Raw genomic sequence first — 14,822 nt, 5'->3', positions numbered from 1 at the left:
TTCTCCTAAGAATAAATTTAGTTATTAATTCCTAGAGAGAACCATTTTTTTTGCCCTTTCATTGTTGATGTAAGGGTATTTTTTCTTGTGTATTTCAATAAACTGACAAGGATAATCATCATCATAATCTGTAATGTATACGGTTGCTTTATTGTAAATTGAATAACCTCTATAACCATCCGGTATTTCTTCAGCGGTTATCCATTTACCGTTTTCTTTGTAATAATAAATGCTCTTTTGAGTGTCAAAATAGGCTTCAAGATTTGGAAAATAATAATACCGCAATTGACAATTCGTAACTGGATTGAATAGTGGTGTTGAATCGCTTTCGTTTCTTGCTTTTTGAGCCAATCCAGATTCCAAACAACACAACACTAAAACAATAATCGATAGTGCTTTTTTCATGATACTTGATTTTTAGGTGAAAAATCTAAATCTCTTTTTTTCAAGGTACCGTTCCTTCGCATGAGTTAATAACAAATTGATGATGTAAAAATAATTAAAATTTTACAATAAAATAGATAAAGTGTAAAAAAATATCGATTAAATACATATTTTTATATAAAAAGTAGTTTTAGTATTACAAAAAATAATACATTTTAATTACAATTAAATATAGGCAAAATTAATTTAGATCATTGAATAACTAAGTTTTTTATTACAATTTTATAATTGTATAAGATATTGGTAGACTTTATCGATCGGCAAACCCATCACATTCGGATAAGAGCCTTCAATTTTAGCAACACCAATATAGCCAATCCATTCCTGGATGCCATAGCTTCCGGCTTTGTCGTAGGGTTGGTATTGGTTTAAGTAATACTCAATTACAGCATCTGATAACGGATGCATCGTGACTTTGGTAACTTCTGAAATGACTTCTGTTTTGTGTTTCGTTTTAAAACAAACCGATGTAATCACCAAATGGGTTTTATTGGATAATGATTGTAACATCGCAAAAGCATCTTCATAATCTTTAGGTTTTCCTAAGGCTTTATTTTCATGCCAAACAATGGTATCGCTGGTAATCAAAATTTCATTGTCGGCTAATGTTCCTTCAAAAGCATCACTTTTAAGCACCGCTAAATAATCAGTTATGTCTTCTTGAGTAAGGTTTGGCGGATAAATTTCTTCAATTTCTTTCAAACGAATTTCAAAATCAATATCTAAATCTTTGAAGAATTGTTGACGTCGTGGCGAACCGGAAGCGAGTATCACTTTATAGTTTTTGAGTTTTTCTCTAAGCATGATTTTTTATATTGTAAGCAACAACAGCAATCGATATAATTCCAAACAACAACACGAATTTTAAAACACTACTCAAATGATGAAAGTCTTTTTGGCTCTTAGCCGACCAAGATTTAATCGTAAAATAGAGTAGTGGACCAACAACACACAATAAAGTGTATAGCATCGTTAAGTATAAATTGCTCGAAGCAAAATATTCATTAGTATAATACAACAAAACCAACAACGGAATAAAACTCAGCACAAACACCACACGCGAAGTTCTTTGAACGCCCAAAACAATCGGCAGCGTATTCATACCTTGATTATAATCGCCGTTGACATCTTCTAAATCCTTTACAATTTCCCTAATAAAATTAATCATGAATGCAAAAATGGCATAATCCAACAATATCGAAAAAAGCACTGCCATTTGCTTTTGATTGCCTTCATAAGTCGCAGGATACAAATCGTAAATCCCAATAATGACCACACTAAACGAAAGTAATAAAGCCACAATGACGTTGCCGATTAAAAGCGTTTGCTTCAAACTCGTTGCATACAAATACAACATTGCAGCAATGAGAATAAAAATGGTTGCAAATCCGGGTTTCTGAATCACATTCGATAAATAAAAACCAATGCCAACACCAGTGATATTCAAGGCTACATAAATATTATAAGCCGCAGCTTCTGAGATTTTATTACCTACAATCATACGATTGGGCTTGTTTTCAGAATCGGTATCTTGATCAAAAATATCATTAATCACATAACCGCCGGCAGCAATCAAAACGGTCGAGAGTACCAATAATAAGTATTGCCAATCGGCCAAAGACAAAGGAACATCTTGCCATTTGAGGAAAGCATATCTAAAAAGCAATTGCATAAACGCCAACATTAAAAGATTGTGGTAGCGAATGAGTTTAAAAAATGAAAGCATGAGTTTTATAATGAATATTTGTAAATTAGAATTTAATCGTGCTTGCCATCGTAGTACAAATGCCATTTCCCTTGCACTTTCATCACTTGTTCAATGACTTCACGCACAGCGCCACGACCACCATTTTTATGTGAAATGTATTTAGAAATCGCTTTAATTTCCGGACTTGCATCTTGCGGACAAGTAGGCAAACCCACCAATTGCATCACATGATAATCAGGAATATCATCGCCCATATATAAGACTTCTTCAGGTTTGATACTATACAATTCTATATATTCTTTGAAAGTTTCGACTTTGTTAGGCGACGCTAAATGAATGTCGGTCACACCCAAATTTCTCAAACGAATCCGCACGCCTTCATTGTTTCCACCCGAAATAATGCAAACGTTATAACCACTTTCCAAAGCGGCTTTGATCGCAAATCCATCACGGATATTCATAATGCGCAACATTTCACCGGTTGGCGTAACATGCACGGAACTGTCAGTCAACACGCCGTCTACATCTAAAATAAATGTTGTAATTTGATTAAGTATTTCTTTATAATTCTTATTCATGCTTTTGAATGGATTGGGTCAATAAAGTATAAATCGCTTTTTGATTCGCATCATTTAATATCGCTAAATGCGCTTCAATCGTTTGTTGGTCTTTTCTTTTTGCCGGACCGGTTTGCGCTTCCGCTGGCGAAAGTACCATTATTTTTGCAGTTGTTTCTTCAATCAATGGTTTTAAAATATCGAATGGCAATTGATGTTCGTTGCAAATATCAGCACCAATCTGATACAAATGATTCGTGAAATTATTGACGAACACTGCCGCAACATGCAATGCTTTTCGTTGTGCTGAATCGATTGCAAAAACATGATCTGAAATAGCGCTTGCCACTTGTTTGATGATCTCAAAATCTGAAGCATGCTCACTTTCCAAACCAATCGGAATGCGACTAAAATCAACTGGTTTGTTTTTGGTGAATGTTTGTAATGGATAAAAAACCGCTTTACGATGATGATCCGACAGCACATTCATAGCAATACTTCCCGATGTATGAGCCACTAATTTACTGAATGGAATTTGTTTGGAAACTTCCGCAATCGCATTGTCAGTAACTGCAATAATATACAAATCTGCTTCTTGCAATTGATGGTAATCGGAAATGATTTGACTTGAATCTAAAAGTTGTTTAAGATGCTCCGGATGTCTTGCCAGTACTTGAACCAATTCAACTGCATCGGTTTTCATAAAAGCTGAAACCAAGTGTTGCGCCACATTCCCGGAACCAATAATACTGACTCTAATCATGCGGCAAAATTATCGAAAAAAGTTTATTTTTCAGCAATTAAAATCAATTTGTAATCAGCCTTCATCAAATCTTAAATATCCCTTAAAACCTAATAAAATCGAATTTGATAATCAACATTTTTACCTACTTTTGCGTGACTTTTTAATATACTAATTCCAACCTAATGGAAAAAAAGATACTTTCCTTTTTATTTTCTACACGATTGATGGCTTTTCTGTTTCTGGCTTATGCAGTCGCGATGGCAACGGGAACATTCATCGAAAACGAATACAACACCGACACCGCGAGAATACTGATCTACAACACCAAATGGTTCGAAGCGATTCATTTGTTTTTTCTAATCAATTTTCTGGGAAATATCAAAAGATACCAACTGCATAAAAAAGAAAAATGGGCAACATTACTATTGCATTTGTCTTTCATTTTTATCATTATCGGCGCAGCAATTACGCGATACATCAGCTACGAAGGCATGATGCCAATTCGCGAAGGCGCTACAGAAAACAAAGTCTATTCTGATAAAACATTCCTAACGGTTTTCGTTGATGGCGAGCATAAAGGGGAAATGAAACGCAGGGTTTTCGAAAACCCATTATTGCTTTCACCGGTTACAAACAATGACTTTTCTATCGATAATGAATTCGCCGACATTCCTTTTGAGATTACTTATAAAAACTACTTGATGGGCGCAACCGAAGCCATTAAAGCCGATGCAAAAGGAAGTGTTTACATCAAAATGGTAGAATCAGGAGACGGCTCTCGACACGAACATTACCTCAAAGAAGGCCAAATCGAAAATATTCACAACACGCTTTTTAGCCTAAATAAATTCGTAAAAGGCGCTGTCAACATCAACACAACAGGAACCGAATACACGATTCAAACGCCATTCGACGGACAGTTTATGCGCATGGCTGACAAAATGCAAGGCAAGGTCATCAAAGATTCGACACAAGCTCTGATGCTACGTTCATTGTATAATGTTGGCGGCAGTCAATTTGTTTTTCCCGAAGCTGCGATGAAAGGTTTTAAAGTCTACAAATCGAACAATGATTTTAAAGCAAAAAAACACGATGACGCCTTAATTTTAATAGTGAAATCGCAGGGAAAAGAAAAGGAAATTACTTTGTTAGGTTCAAAAGGTAAAGCTGGCGAACCGCAAGTTTTCACTTTAGGAAAATTAGATTTTACAGTAAGTTTTGGCAGCAAAGTGTACGAATTGCCGTTTCAAATCAAACTCAACGATTTCATCGCGACCAAATATCCTGGAACGGAGAAAAGTTACGCCGCTTTTGAAAGTCAGGTCACAGTTATTGATAAAGCCAAAACCACCGACGCGCGCATTTTTATGAACCACATTTTAGATTTCGGCGGTTATCGTTTTTTCCAATCGTCTTTCGACCCTGATGAAAAAGGAACGGTGCTTTCGGTGAACCATGATTTCTGGGGAACATGCATTACGTATTGCGGTTACTTCATGCTGTTCTTCGCATTGATGGCGATTCTGTTTACGAAGCATTCGCGTTTCGCCGATATCAAGCGCAAACTAGAAGTCGTAAAATCTAAAAAAGCCAAACTGATTTCTATTTTGTTATTGTTTCTGAGTTGTAATGTATTTTCACAAAATCATATGAACAGCGCACCAACGATGCAGCAAATCGATTCGTTGCTCACGCGATATAAAGTCAATGAAGCGCACGCTGCAAAATTCGGAAGATTGGTCGTGCAGGATGAAGGCGGACGTATGAAACCCGTGAATACTTTTTCATCGGAATTGTTGCGCAAAGTCAGCAAAAGCGATACTTATAAAAACATGAATTCCGATCAGGTTTTTCTTTCGATGGTTCAATTTCCGAGAGTTTGGTTTGAAGTGCCGCTGATTTATATTAATAGCGGAAACGACAGCATCCGCAAAATCATCGGTCTTAAAGCAGATGAAAAATATGCGCCTTTCATCAAGTTCTTCGACGACAAGGGCAATTATAAACTCACGTCTTATCTCGATGAATCCTATAAAGCCGCCACGCCTAATAAATTTCAGACAGATTTCATTGAAACCGACAGAAAAGTCAATTTGCTCAATTCAGCTTTAAGCGGTGCGATTTTGAAAATTTTCCCGATTCCAAACGATGAAAACAACAAATGGATTTCTTACCTCGAACTCGATCACGCGAACATTCACGGCATCGATTCTACTTTCACCAAGAACATTCTTCCTTTATATATGAGTGCTCTCGACAGTGCGACGATCAGGAAAAATTACGTTAATGCGAATTTCTTTTTGCAAAGCATCGAAAATTACCAGAAGAAATTTGGGAAAGCCGTGCGTCCGAGCGAGCAAAAAATCGATTCTGAAATCACATACAACAAATACGATATTTTCAAGAAACTCTACTATTTGTATATGCTGACGGGCCTTCTGATGCTGCTCTTCACGATTGTCAACATCTTTTTTGAAAAGAAAGCGATCCGCATCATCATCAATGGTTTCCATATTTTGATTGGCGTTTTGTTTTTATTGCATACTGCCGGATTGATTGCACGTTGGTATATTTCCGGACATGCACCTTGGAGCGATGCTTATGAAAGTATGATTTATGTAGCTTGGGCCACGATGTTTTTTACATTGGCTTTCGATATCAAATCAAAATTGACGGTCGCTTCCGGAACTTTCGTGGCTTCGATGATCTTGATGATTGCGCATTGGAATTGGATGGATCCATCGATTGCAAACTTACAACCGGTTTTGAATTCGTATTGGCTCATGATTCACGTTGCCGTGATTGTCGCGAGTTACGGACCATTTACATTGGGAATGGTATTGGGTGTTGTGTCATTAATTTTGATGCTTTTCACCAACGAAAAGAACAAAGTCAAAATGGATTTGAACATCAAAGAAATCACCTACATCAACGAAATGGCTTTAACCATTGGTTTGGTAATGCTCACCATTGGAAATTTCCTCGGCGGGCAATGGGCCAATGAAAGTTGGGGAAGATATTGGGGTTGGGATCCGAAAGAAACTTGGGCTTTAATCAGCATCATGATTTATGCGTTTGTGATTCACGCGAGATTTGTACCAAGTCTTCGCGGCAAATGGGTTTTCAATCTGATGAGTGTCATTGCATTCTATTCGATTATGATGACGTATTTTGGAGTGAATTTCTACCTAACAGGAATGCATTCTTACGCGAGTGGAGACAAAGTGGTTACGCCAACTTTCGTATATTATTCAGTAGCTTGCGTAGCAGCTTTAGGCTTATTCTCGTATTTAAGTTATCGAAAGTATTGGAAGAAAAAATAGTATTATTTAAAACTTTGCGACTCTGCGTCTTTGCGAGAAATTAAATTTTATGGCTCGCAAAGACGCAAAGGCGCAAAGAAAATATATTCCACAAAAAAAGGTTCCACTGCAAATGGAACCTTTTTTTATTTTTAATGATTAATTGAACTACACTTTTCCTAAAGTATACAATTGCTCCATCGTTGGAGAAACACTTCCGCCTGCAGGTTCTAAAGTAATTCCGAAAGCTTCAGCGCCATTGGCTTTACTAACTGCAAATAATCTTTGACTGTCCTTTGAAAAATCATCCAACAAACCAATACTGGTTGGCGTTAACGGATTCAATTTTAAAGCCCAAACTTGATACACTTTTCCTTCCGGTGGTTCCGGTAAGCCAGCGGCATCAACATAAACGACTTGGGTTTCTTTGTTGTAATACACTTTGGCATAAGATGTTGGGGAAACCGCTTGTCCGCCCAAAGTCACCACGGTGTTTTTCACATCACGAACCACTGCTAAAGCATCTTGGGTTTGTTTGTATTTGATTTCCGAATTGACCAACGCTTCTTCCAATTTTACTTTTTCGCCTTCTACAGTTACGACTTGCATTTGCGTTTTATTGAGGTTCGTATACTCATAACCAATGCCTATCAATAAAACTGCGGCTGCAGCCCAACCCAAATAACGGAACCTGTTGTTCTGTGTTTCCATTGGGATGACTTTACTGTATTTCAAATCCAATTTGGCTTTGATTTTTTCAAAGTTTTCTACCGATAAAAACGGAGAAAAACTCGTAGAAATATTGACAATTGCTTTTTCAATCGCAATAATTTCGTTATCGATTTCCTTATGTTTTTTAGCTATTTTCGCTATTTCTTCGCTTTCGCTTTCGCTGAGCAAGCCGTAAACATAAAGCTCTAAATCACCTGATTCTATATAGTCGTTTGGGGTCATTATACTATTTTTAAAAAAGTTCTTAAATCATTAATACAATTTCTGTTTTGCGTTTTCACTGTTCCTAACGGAATCGCTAATTCTTCCGAAGCTTCTTGTTGTGTGTATCCTTTAAAAAACAATAAGTCAATTAATGCAATACATTTAGGTTTAAGCTTCTTTACAAATTCTTGAATTCCAATCGTGTCAATTTTTTGAGTCAGCCTGTTGCTGTCGTCGAGTAGATGTACGAAATTATCAGCCGAGAGGTTTTTCTGACTGTTGTTGTAACCTTTCGAACGAAGCTTATCAATCGCCGAATTGCGCGCTATATTGATAATCCAAGTATAAAATCTGCCTTTCGATTCAGAATAACTGTCGATGTTTTTCCAGATTTTGATAAAGACTTCTTGCAATACATCTTCGGCTTCTTCGCGGTCTTTAATCAAATTTGAAATCACGGCAAAAAGGCTCTTCGAATACATATCATACAACATGGTGTATCCTTTTTCTTCTTTGTTGTGCAACAAAATTAAAACTTCTTCTTGAGTCATAGTGTTTGTTTTAGAAACACAAATCTAAACAAAGTTTTGAATGCATCTATTACTGTTGTTAAAATTATGAAATGTTCAACAATAATGTTGCGATTCATAAAACCGAAACGGCATTGATAACGTATCTTAAAAAACAGCAAAGATGATATCAATCTAAAATCAATACCAAACCCGATTTGCACCAAAGTGAAGTAGCATGCTAAAACCTAAGATTGAATTATAAAAAGGATAACCGTTAAGATTGTGTTTTGTTTGTTTTATTGTGTTTGATGAAAGCTCGAGGATGCCTTATTCTTGGGCTTTCTGTTTTTGAAGGGTTGTGGGTTGTTTGTTAGGAGCTATTTCCCGCTATCATTCCAATCTTGTCATTGCGAGCTTGCGCGGCAATCTCCCAATGCCAAGGATTTTCCCTTCTATCGGGGCTAGGGCAATCTGGTACCAGGAATGCCGCGTGAGGGATTACTTCACTGGCTAATATTTTCATAGGTGTTCAGTGAATGCTCCGCATTTGAGCAACTGTCTGAGCTCTTTTTGTGACGGCGTTCGACGCAAAAAAGCGAGTGCGAAAGCCCGACCCTTGTGGTCACGCCCTAACCGACAACAGTTTAATATAACTTTATGAAAAGTACTTCGCAGTTGTGATGGTTTTTAATTAATTTTAGGAAAAAATTTACTCATGAAAACATTATTTTTAATGGCAATCAGTTCATTGTTATTTTTGAACTGCCAAGGTCAACCCAAAAAACAATCCAATTCAACTGCAAAAGCTATGGAAAAACAGAACATTTATCAGTTTAAAGTCGAAGATTTATCAGGCAAAACTTTCGATTTCAATACCTTGAAAGGGAAAAAAATACTCATTGTCAACACCGCATCCAAATGTGGATTGACACCGCAATACAAAGAACTCGAAGCATTATACAAAAAATACAAAGACCAGAATTTTGTGATTGTAGGCTTTCCTGCCAACAACTTCGGACAACAAGAACCCGGAACGAATGCTGAAATCAGCAGTTTTTGTGAATTGAATTATGGCGTGACATTTCCCATGATGAGCAAAATTTCCGTCAAAGGTGATGACATGCATCCGTTGTATCAATTCTTAACGCAAAAATCTAAAAACGGTTTGCAGGATTCTGAAGTAGAATGGAATTTTCAAAAATATTTAATCAACGAAAAAGGCGAGTTAGAGCAAGTGATCAAACCGCAAACATTGCCAAGCGATGCTTCGATTGCCAAATGGATTCAAAGTTAAAATGAAGAAAAACAAAAAGAAAATCCCACACATACTCAACACTTCCGCGACATTGTTGGGTTTGTGCTTTGTGGTTTTGACGTCGTTGAAAGTCAATAAATTCAGTGAAGGTTCGATTATCGATGAATTGACTTCATTTGCGATTATTATGTTTCTGACGAGTTGTGTGTTTTCTTATTTATCGATTCGGAGTATTAATCAATCGATTCAAAGGTTTGAGAAAGTCGCTGATATCGTTTTCCTTTTAGGGCTTTTCTTTCTTTTTGTGATTACGATGTTGGTTACGTTTAATTTTATTGAATAGCTTTAACCGCAAGGCTCGCAAAGTTTTCCGCTAAGTTCGCTATGGAATTTAGGATTGTAAAAACCTTTGCGCTCCTTGCGGTTAATTTTTCAAAATCAACTGCATGAACTGCAAATCAAGCCATTGGTCAAACTTAAAACCGACTTCTTTTAAAACCCCACTTTCTGTAAACCCAAATTTTTTATGAAACGCAATGCTGTCTAGATTCGCAGCATCAATACCGCCAACCATAACGTGATAACCTTCGGATTTCGCAAGTCTGATGAGTTCGGTAAGTAGTAAAGTGCCAATACCTTTTCCTATATATTCTTCGGCAACATATACAGAATGTTCGACCGTATATTGGTATCCAATTTTTTCTCTGAAAGTGCCGTAAGTGCCGAAACCAATGACTTTTTCATGATCAATAGCCACAATGATTGGGAAGTTTTTAGCTTGCTTGTCTTCAAACCATTTGATTTGTGTGGCTAAAGATTGTGCTTCATACAAATAATTTGAAGTTGTATGCAGAATAGCGTGATTGACAATGGCTAAGATTGTAGGAACATCTTCCAAAGTGGCTTTTCTTGTTATGGCACTCATCATTTGGAAGTTTGTTTCTGGCTCAACTCCACCAACAAATCGTCGGCATCTTTAGTCTTCCAACCCAAAGATTCATTCTTGGCTTTGGCTTTATTAGCCCATTCCAGTGCTTCTTTGTAGTCTTTGTTTTTTTGATATAATTTGGCCAATAAGATTTGTATATCGTAAGTATCACTGAGCGTTAATGCCTGTTGTGTCCATCGAATCGCGTATTTCAAACTGGCGGTATCGGCTATGTGTTTTAAATAATTGGACGCAATATCTTTAAGTGTTTTCGCATCTTTTAAAGCAAATTCGTCTGTTGATTTTTGTGTAATGGCTTTGTATTTTTTCCAATTCATTGTTTTCTCCGCAATGCGTATATCGAAATCAAACAACAGCGAATCATTTTTTCGGGTGTGAATGGTCTCAGCAATCATGCGTTTTTTGGTATAGTCAATCGTATCTCTGAATTCTACTGGTAGCGTTAATAATTCGGTGACGATATTTTCTATTTTGCGCTGCACACGTTTCGGTGATGCAACGGCTTCAAATGCTGCTTGATGTGTTAAAACATATTGAAATTCGCGCGATTGAATATCAGTAACGCCATTGGCAATAATTTTCCAATTCGTATTGCTGACCAATTGCGATTCACTTTGTGTAGCCAAATATTGTTGCGCAATCGGCGACAATAATGTTCGATCTCGCCCTTTGTTTAACGCTGACAGATAGGCCAAACATTTATCAGAATTGCTGACATCGGCTAAGAATTCTTGCTCTAAATACACCAATTGTTTTTCTTTAACCAAAGCATTTTTCGCTTCGCTGACAAAGGTATCGGATTTGAATTCTCCACTCGTATTATACAATTCTTTCCCATCTTCATTGAGAAAAAGAAAAGTCGGGTAAAACCGAATACCAAATTTCTTTTTGAAGAAGTCGCCTTCGCCTTTTTCGGCATCTTGCCAAGCCGGAATGAAATTTTTATTGATGAAATTCACCACCAAAGTATCGGTAAAAACTTCGCTTTTCATTTTATTGCAATGCGCGCACCAAGTCGCATACAACATATAAAATATAGGTTTGTGTTCTTTTTTAGAACGTTGCAACACCGATTGGTAGCCGCTTTCATCAAATTGAATTTTATTTTGAGCACTCAAATTTGCCACTAAAACCAATGCAAGAAGCGTAAATATAAACGATAACTTAATTTTCATTTGGTGCAAATTTCAAATAGAATAATGATTTAATGCTAACAAATATATTGGCTTTTTTTAGAATTTAGGTCTTAAAGAAGTGCTAAATTAATGACTATGTTGTAAATTTGCTTCTCACTTTATAAAGAATGCAGTATCCAAAAATACCTTTAGCGCAAAGTATTATCCAAATTTGTTTGGCTAAAGGTGTCACACAAATCGTAATTTCTCCGGGTTCTCGGAACGCACCACTAACTTTAGGTTTTGTAAGCAATCCCGAATTTACTTGTTATAGTATAGCTGACGAACGTTGTGCCGCATTTTTCGCAATGGGTATTGCGCAACAAATCAATAAGCCGGTGGCGGTTGTTTGCACATCGGGTTCTGCGATATTGAATTATTATCCAGCCTTTGCGGAAGCGTTCTATAGCCAGATTCCATTGATTGTGATTTCTGCGGATCGACCTTTTAATAAAATTGATATTGGCGACGGACAAACCATTCGTCAGATGAATGTACTTCAAAGTCATTCGTTATATAACGCCAATTTGACGGAAGGCGAAACCGACGAGAATGATTTTAAAATCAATGAAGCGATTACGACAGCGCATACACGAAAAGGCCCAACGCATATCAATGCGCCATTTGAAGAACCACTTTATCAGTTGATTCGAAAGCCCACCGTTGATCCGACAATTTCTGCTTTTGCAAAAGTTTATAAAAATATTTCGATAGAAGATATTATCGCTTGCACGAACATTTGGAATTCGGCCAAGAGAAAATTGATACTGATTGGTGTCAATGAACCCAATGAAATAGAACAAGAAACCATCGACATTTTAGCGAATGATCCGTCGGTTGTTGTGATGACAGAAGCTACATCGAACGTGCATCATGCTTCGTTTTTAAACCATATTGATACATTCATTACCCCTTTTAAAGAAAAAGAATTTCTGGCTTTTCAACCTGAAATTTTAATCACTTTTGGTGGCATGATTGTGTCGAAACGAATCAAAGCATTGTTGCGAACACACCGTCCCGAACACCATTGGCACATCGATCCGTTGCGTGCATACAATACTTTTGGTTCTTTAGCGCATCATTTTGAAGCCAACCCGAATGATTTTTTTCATCAAATTTTACCGTTCACCAAAACCGTAAAAAGTGATTATGCACAGACCATGCAGCGTATTAAAAATGCTCGTGAAGTGAAACATATGAAATATTTGGATAAAGTGGCCTTTTCTGATTTGAAAGTTTTTGAATTGGCGTTGGCCAGTTTACCCAAACAATCTGTTTTGCAATTGAGCAATAGTTCGGCGATTCGCTATGCATTGCTATTCGATATCGATCCGAGTATCTCAGTATTTTGCAATCGAGGCACAAGTGGCATCGATGGAAGTACATCAACTGCAATAGGTGCAGCGGTTGGAAATTCAAAGCAAACGACATTAATTACCGGTGATATTGGATTTTTATACGACAGCAACGCTTTGTGGAATCAATACATTCCAAAGAATTTTAAAATCATTTTGATTAATAATGGTGGCGGTGGTATTTTCAGAATTTTACCTGGACATCAGGAAACCAAAGTGTTCAATACTTTTTTTGAAACTTCACATTGTTTGACAGCGGAGCATTTGGCTAAAATGTATGGTTTTGAATATACGATAGCCAGCAATGTTGATAGTTTGAAAACCGGATTGACTGCCTTGTTTGCACAAAATGAAAAACCAGCGATTTTAGAAGTTTTCACACCAACACTAGAGAACGATAAAATTTTACTGCAATATTTTAAAGAATTGGTTTAGCGCGTGCTTTCCAATATTTTCTCCCATAACTGCAGAAAATTTCTTCACCCATTTTGATTTTTGAAGTGGCAATCAGACAAACGTTATTGCCTTCATCTAACGCTATTTTAGATTTGTTTTTAAAACTCGATTGCGCAAAACCATTCGCATCATTGGCATACTTAGCAAAACCATTCGTAGATTGACAGTCTAATATTTTCCCATTGATTAAATTCATGAAATAAGCATTTTCGCCTTTTTTTGCTTTGGAAGTTGCTGCCACATCGGTTAAAATTTCACCATTAAAAACAGCAATAATTTCATCTTTATAGATGTCAATCGCTGTGAAAAGCCCGTTTCCGGCGTTAGGAAGTTGCGAAACAGCGGTATACAAATAATCCGATTCGGGAGCATCTATTTGGTTGGAATCGGTTGACTTTTTTGAAGTGAGCATTTTTTTGATTTAACCTAAAAGCATTAAATAGAACTGCATTTGGTTTTCAAAAATAGAGTAAAAAATCTAAATAAAAATCTTCCTACCTTTGCGCTTCAAACTTTAGAGCCTTAAAACCTCAGAACTTCAGAACTTTCAACATGATTGCAATAGGAAAATACAACACGCTCACCATATTACGCGACACCAAAGTCGGTTTGTTTTTAGGAAATCCGACGGAAGATCCCGAAGGCATTCACGATATTTTATTACCCAATAAATATGTTCCGGAACGCTTTGAAATCGACGATGAACTCACAGTTTTTGTCTACTTAGACCACGAAGAACGCCCGGTTGCGACGACTTTAGAGCCTTATATTCTATTGAATGAATTCGCTTTATTGCGCGTGAATTATGTGAATCAAGTTGGTGCTTTTATGGATTGGGGCATGGAAAAAGACATTCTGGTTCCGTTCAAAGAGCAAGCGCGTCCGATGGAAAAAGGCAAACGCTATTTGGTGTTTTTATACATGGACGAAAAAACCAATCGATTGGTAGCTTCAAGCAAAACCAATCAGTTTTTGAATAATGACAATTTAACGGTCGAAAGAGGCGAGGAAGTCGATTTGATTGTTTCTCATATAACTGAGATAGGCATTAATGTGATTATTAATGAACAGCACAAAGGCTTGGTTTATAAAGATGAAGTGTATGATGATGCGATTCGAACCGGAGATCGCCTGCGAGGTTATATTAAAACGATTCGTCCTGATAACAAGATTGACGTTTCATTGCAGAAATTAGGCTATGAAAACATCGAACCCAATGCGCAGAAAATTCTTGATGAACTCAAAGCCAGCCGCGGTTTCCTTCGACTCAATGACAACAGCCATCCTGAAGATATCAAAACGGTATTGAAGATGAGCAAGAAAACCTTCAAAAAAGCGATTGGTTCTTTGTATAAAGATCAGTTGATTGCCATTAAAGAGGATGGAATTTATTTAATTACAGAATAGAACTTATTCTGCTTCGCTCCA

15 protein-coding genes are annotated in these 14,822 nt (G+C 36.9%); 5 read left to right on the top strand and 10 right to left on the bottom strand.

Annotation, left to right across the window (positions count from 1 at the left end; all coding sequences use genetic code 11):
* Positions 1-24: 24 nt before the first annotated feature.
* From RMO03_RS08325 to RMO03_RS08305, 5 genes are all read right to left on the bottom strand, one after another.
* Positions 25-405, bottom strand: coding sequence for a hypothetical protein (locus RMO03_RS08325; RefSeq protein ID WP_309641633.1), 381 nt, complete (start codon positions 403-405; stop codon positions 25-27).
* Positions 406-666: 261 nt separating this feature from the next.
* Positions 667-1,248 carry a Maf-like protein gene (locus RMO03_RS08320; protein WP_309641632.1) on the bottom strand — a complete coding sequence of 194 codons (582 nt, stop codon included), beginning with the start codon at positions 1,246-1,248 and terminating at the stop codon, positions 667-669.
* A complete protein-coding gene (locus RMO03_RS08315; protein ID WP_309641631.1) occupies positions 1,241-2,170 on the bottom strand; it encodes a geranylgeranylglycerol-phosphate geranylgeranyltransferase in 930 nt (309 codons plus the stop codon). The genes RMO03_RS08320 and RMO03_RS08315 overlap by 8 nt, the downstream gene beginning before the upstream one ends.
* A 32-nt stretch (positions 2,171-2,202) precedes the next feature.
* Positions 2,203-2,730 carry an HAD-IIIA family hydrolase gene (locus RMO03_RS08310; protein WP_309641630.1) on the bottom strand — a complete coding sequence of 176 codons (528 nt, stop codon included), beginning with the start codon at positions 2,728-2,730 and terminating at the stop codon, positions 2,203-2,205.
* Positions 2,723-3,472: a DUF2520 domain-containing protein gene (locus RMO03_RS08305; RefSeq protein ID WP_309641629.1), complete on the bottom strand. Its 750-nt coding sequence runs from the start codon at positions 3,470-3,472 to the stop codon at positions 2,723-2,725. The genes RMO03_RS08310 and RMO03_RS08305 overlap by 8 nt, the downstream gene beginning before the upstream one ends.
* A gap of 164 nt (positions 3,473-3,636) precedes the next feature.
* Between RMO03_RS08305 and ccsA the strand changes: the two genes are divergently transcribed.
* A complete protein-coding gene (ccsA, locus tag RMO03_RS08300; RefSeq protein ID WP_309641628.1) occupies positions 3,637-6,777 on the top strand; it encodes a cytochrome c biogenesis protein CcsA in 3,141 nt (1,046 codons plus the stop codon).
* Positions 6,778-6,924: 147 nt separating this feature from the next.
* Here ccsA and RMO03_RS08295 read toward each other — a convergent pair whose 3' ends face one another.
* Together RMO03_RS08295 and RMO03_RS08290 are read right to left on the bottom strand one after the other, a co-directional pair.
* Entirely contained in the window at positions 6,925-7,710 is a 786-nt protein-coding gene (locus tag RMO03_RS08295; RefSeq protein WP_309641627.1) for an anti-sigma factor, read from the bottom strand.
* The gene (locus RMO03_RS08290) at positions 7,710-8,243 is read right to left on the bottom strand and encodes a sigma-70 family RNA polymerase sigma factor (RefSeq protein WP_309641626.1); all 534 of its coding nucleotides are present in this window, start codon (positions 8,241-8,243) and stop codon (positions 7,710-7,712) included. Before RMO03_RS08290 ends, RMO03_RS08295 begins: the two co-directional genes overlap by 1 nt.
* Positions 8,244-8,919: 676 nt before the next feature.
* On the opposite strand from RMO03_RS08290, the gene RMO03_RS08285 reads away from it, so the two are divergent.
* Both RMO03_RS08285 and RMO03_RS08280 read left to right on the top strand, forming a co-directional pair.
* Positions 8,920-9,498, top strand: a complete 579-nt coding sequence (locus RMO03_RS08285; protein ID WP_309641625.1) for a glutathione peroxidase — start codon at positions 8,920-8,922, stop codon at positions 9,496-9,498.
* Position 9,499: 1 nt separating this feature from the next.
* Positions 9,500-9,802: a hypothetical protein gene (locus RMO03_RS08280; protein ID WP_309641624.1), complete on the top strand. Its 303-nt coding sequence runs from the start codon at positions 9,500-9,502 to the stop codon at positions 9,800-9,802.
* An 81-nt stretch (positions 9,803-9,883) separates the two neighbouring features.
* On the opposite strand, the gene RMO03_RS08275 is transcribed toward RMO03_RS08280, so the two are convergent.
* Both RMO03_RS08275 and RMO03_RS08270 read right to left on the bottom strand, forming a co-directional pair.
* Positions 9,884-10,384 carry an N-acetyltransferase family protein gene (locus RMO03_RS08275; RefSeq protein WP_309641743.1) on the bottom strand — a complete coding sequence of 167 codons (501 nt, stop codon included), beginning with the start codon at positions 10,382-10,384 and terminating at the stop codon, positions 9,884-9,886.
* Positions 10,384-11,583: a thioredoxin fold domain-containing protein gene (locus RMO03_RS08270; protein WP_309641623.1), complete on the bottom strand. Its 1,200-nt coding sequence runs from the start codon at positions 11,581-11,583 to the stop codon at positions 10,384-10,386. The genes RMO03_RS08275 and RMO03_RS08270 overlap by 1 nt, the downstream gene beginning before the upstream one ends.
* A gap of 128 nt (positions 11,584-11,711) precedes the next feature.
* On the opposite strand from RMO03_RS08270, the gene menD reads away from it, so the two are divergent.
* Positions 11,712-13,373: a 2-succinyl-5-enolpyruvyl-6-hydroxy-3-cyclohexene-1-carboxylic-acid synthase gene (menD, locus tag RMO03_RS08265; protein WP_309641622.1), complete on the top strand. Its 1,662-nt coding sequence runs from the start codon at positions 11,712-11,714 to the stop codon at positions 13,371-13,373.
* On the opposite strand, the gene RMO03_RS08260 is transcribed toward menD, so the two are convergent.
* Entirely contained in the window at positions 13,357-13,806 is a 450-nt protein-coding gene (locus tag RMO03_RS08260) for an SET domain-containing protein (RefSeq protein WP_309641621.1), read from the bottom strand. The genes menD and RMO03_RS08260 overlap by 17 nt on opposite strands.
* A 140-nt stretch (positions 13,807-13,946) precedes the next feature.
* Between RMO03_RS08260 and RMO03_RS08255 the strand changes: the two genes are divergently transcribed.
* The gene (locus RMO03_RS08255; RefSeq protein WP_309641620.1) at positions 13,947-14,801 is read left to right on the top strand and encodes a S1-like domain-containing RNA-binding protein; all 855 of its coding nucleotides are present in this window, start codon (positions 13,947-13,949) and stop codon (positions 14,799-14,801) included.
* The last annotated feature ends 21 nt before the right edge of the window (positions 14,802-14,822 follow it).

The organism is Flavobacterium sp. (assembly GCF_031411595.1).
In the GTDB taxonomy this organism is placed as follows: Bacteria; Bacteroidota; Bacteroidia; order Flavobacteriales; family Flavobacteriaceae; genus Flavobacterium.
The sequence above is the reverse complement of the archived record's forward strand: the minus strand, read 5'-3'. Positions and strand labels throughout refer to the sequence as shown.